This window comes from Mesorhizobium sp. M7A.F.Ca.US.005.03.2.1, from assembly GCF_003997795.1.
Lineage (GTDB): Bacteria > Pseudomonadota > Alphaproteobacteria > Rhizobiales > Rhizobiaceae > Mesorhizobium > Mesorhizobium ciceri.
Genome location: NZ_RZRP01000798.1, coordinates 1 through 2,903 on the forward strand (window position 1 = coordinate 1; position 2,903 = coordinate 2,903).

A 2,903-nucleotide genomic window follows, 5' to 3' on the forward strand; every position below is an offset into this window, starting at 1 on the left:
CGGTCCGCAGTCGCGCGCCGAACTGGCGCGGCGCACCTCGCTGTCGCCCACCGCCCTGACCCATCTGACGGCCCATCTCCTGCGGGAAGGCACCGTGGTCGAGCTCAACCAGGCCACTGCCGGCGATGCACCCGTCGGCCGGCCGGCGATCGGCGTCGCGCTGGTGCCCGACGCCCTGTCCGTGGTTGGCGTGCACATTGGCGCGGGAACGATCGACGCGACCATCACCGACCTCAGGGCCGCCTCGAAAGCCATGGCCTCGCAGCATTTCGACACCGCCACCAGCGAACCCGCCGCGGTGATCGGCATGGTGGTGCGGATCGTCGAGCAATTGATCAAGAAGACCGGCGTCGACCGTTCGCGCCTGATCGGCCTGGGGCTCGGCGTGCCGGGACCGGTGGACACCAAGCGCCGCCGCAACCTGCAGTCGGTCAATTACGACTGGAAGGACGTGCCGTTCGCCGACGAACTCGAAACGGCGCTGCGTATGCCGGTGGTGGTCGAGCACAATGTCAGCGCGATGGCGCTGGCGGAATCGCGCTACGGCATCGGGCGCGACACGACCGCGCTGCTCTACATCTATCTGCGCACCGGCCTCGGCGCCGGCCTGGTGATCAACGGCATGCCGTTCCGTCCCGGCGGCTACGGGGCCGTCGAGCTCGGCCATGTCCAGGTGGTCGAGGATGGCGAGCGTTGCGCCTGCGGCAATGCGGGCTGCCTGGAGACATTCCTGTCCGAACGCGCGCTGGCCCGCGCCGCCCATATCGACACGCCTCATCCCAGGCGCCTGCTGGCCGCGGTGGAGAAATACCCCGACGTCTGGAACGCGGCGCTCCGGCATCTGACGACGGCCATAGCGACGGCGACCAATTTGCTCAATCCCGATCTGATCGTCTTTGGCGGTCACCTGGCCGAAGCCCCGGAAAGCTTCATCGATCATATAAGGCGGGGCGTTCCGCCACGCGTCCTGCCGCCGATGCGCGACGTGCTGCGGGTCGAGCGGTCGAGCCTTGGCCCAGGTGCCGGCGCCATCGGTGCTGCTGCGGCGGCGCTCGACCATTTTTTCTATTCGGGGGTGTCGCGATGAGCGAAGCGTCGAAGACGACACGCTCCGGCGGCGGCTCGAACGAGGATCGGGGTATCGACTATCGCGGTCTCGCGCTCAATCTCTGCGGTCTCGTCGCCGGCATCGCCATCTGGTGGGTGCTGACGGCGGGCGGCGCGGTGGGCCTGCCGCCACCGCCACAGGTTGCGTCCAGGTTTATCGATCTGATCGCAAACGGGCAGCTCGCCACCGACATCACGTCGAGCCTGGCTCGGGTGATGACCGGCTTTCTCCTCGGCGTCATCCTGGCGATCCCGGTCGGCTTCGTCATGGGCTGGTACAAGGTCGCGCGCTCGCTTATCGAGCCGTATCTGCAGTTCTTCCGCATGATCCCACCGCTGGCCATCATTCCGCTGGCGATCGTAACGATGGGCATCGACGAGACGCCAAAGGTCTTCGTCATCTTCCTGGCCTCCTTCCTGGCCAGCGTCGTCGCCACCTATCAGGGCGTCATCAGCGTCGACAAGACGATGATCAACGCCGCGCGCGTGCTCGGCGCCAAGGACATGACCATCTTCCTGCGCGTCATCATTCCCGCATCGACGCCGTTCATCCTGGTCGGCGTGCGCATCGGCCTCGGCTCGGCCTGGGCGACGCTGGTGGCCGCCGAACTGATCGCCGCGCAGACCGGCCTCGGTTTCCGCATGCAGCAGGCGCAACTCTACTACGACCTGCCGACCATCTTCGTCAGCCTGATCACCATCGGCCTTCTCGGCCTTGCCATGGATCGCATCCTTTTGGTGATCGAGCGCCGGCTGACCGTCTGGCAGGAGCGCGTGTGATGCCGCCCAAGATCGTCTTCGACAAGGTCACGCGCCGGTTCGACCTCAAGGACAATGCCTTCGTCGCGCTTGACCGGCTGTCGCTCGACATCGCCGACGGCGAATTCGTCACCGTCGTCGGTCCGTCCGGCTGCGGTAAGTCGACCGCGCTCAACATCGCGGCCGGCCTGCTGAAGCCGAGCGAGGGCACCGTGCTGGTCGATGGCAAGGCGGTCGAGGGGCCGGGTCCGGAGCGCGGCATGATCTTCCAGCAATACGCGCTGTTTCCCTGGCTCACCGTACGCCAGAACGTCGAGTTCGGGCTGCGCATCAAGGGCGAGGAAGCTTCGCGCCGCCGGCAGATCGCCGAGCGTTTCATCGATCTCGTCGGCCTTGGCGACTTCGCCGACGCGCTGCCGAAGACGCTTTCGGGCGGCATGAAGCAGCGTTGCGCGATCGCCCGGGCCTATGCGGTCGATCCCTCGATCCTTTTGATGGACGAGCCCTTCGGGGCGCTCGACGCACTGACCCGCGTGCAGCTCCAGGACCAGTTGCTCGACACCTGGAGCCGGGAGCGGCGCACCGTGATGTTCATCACCCACGATGTCGACGAGGCGGTCTACCTCGCCAACCGCGTCATCGTCATGGCGGCGCGGCCCGGCAGGCTGCAGGAGATCATCGAAGTCGGCCTGCCTTACCCAAGAACCGAGGAAATCCGGCTTTCGGCGGAGTTCATGAGCATCCGCAACCGCGTCTGGCAAGCCGTTTACCACCAGTAACAGTGACAGGAGGAGAGTATGGTGACACTGACAAGACGTAACCTCATCGCATCATCGGCGGCACTTGCCGCGTTCGCTGCCTCTGGCATCCCTGCCGGAGCGGCGGGAACGGCGGCACGCATCGGCTACAACGGCGACTTCTGGGGCGCCAGCGTGGCCGGCGTCGCGGCCGACCAGGGCTTCTATGCCAAGCACGGCGTCGATGCCGATATCAAGGTCTTCACCAACGGCCCCATCCAGGTCCAGGCCCTGCGCGCC

The 2,903-nt window shown here is 66.4% G+C and carries 3 protein-coding genes and 1 pseudogene; all 4 read left to right on the forward strand.

Translation table 11 applies throughout. The annotated features are described in order from the left end of the window. Nucleotides 1–1,087: ROK family protein (locus EN991_RS30485; protein ID WP_245461118.1), on the forward strand; the 1,087-nt coding region annotated here is incomplete at its 5' end. Beyond that, entirely contained in the window at nucleotides 1,084–1,887 is an 804-nt protein-coding gene (locus EN991_RS30490) for an ABC transporter permease (RefSeq protein WP_084015832.1), read from the forward strand. The genes EN991_RS30485 and EN991_RS30490, both read left to right, overlap by 4 nt. Beyond that, the gene (locus tag EN991_RS30495) at nucleotides 1,887–2,645 is read left to right on the forward strand and encodes an ABC transporter ATP-binding protein (protein WP_127370138.1); all 759 of its coding nucleotides are present in this window, start codon (nucleotides 1,887–1,889) and stop codon (nucleotides 2,643–2,645) included. The genes EN991_RS30490 and EN991_RS30495 overlap by 1 nt, the downstream gene beginning before the upstream one ends. Before the next feature lie 18 nt (nucleotides 2,646–2,663). Next, a pseudogene (locus EN991_RS30500) lies at nucleotides 2,664–2,903 on the forward strand (aliphatic sulfonates ABC transporter substrate-binding protein); the annotation flags it as partial.

Excerpts from the sequence above, each read along its gene's own strand:
- EN991_RS30490 (WP_084015832.1), top strand. The coding sequence starts at position 1,084 with ATGAGCGAAGCGTCGAAGACGACACGCTCCGGCGGCGGCTCGAACGAG.
- EN991_RS30495 (WP_127370138.1), top strand. The coding sequence starts at position 1,887 with ATGCCGCCCAAGATCGTCTTCGACAAGGTCACGCGCCGGTTCGACCTC.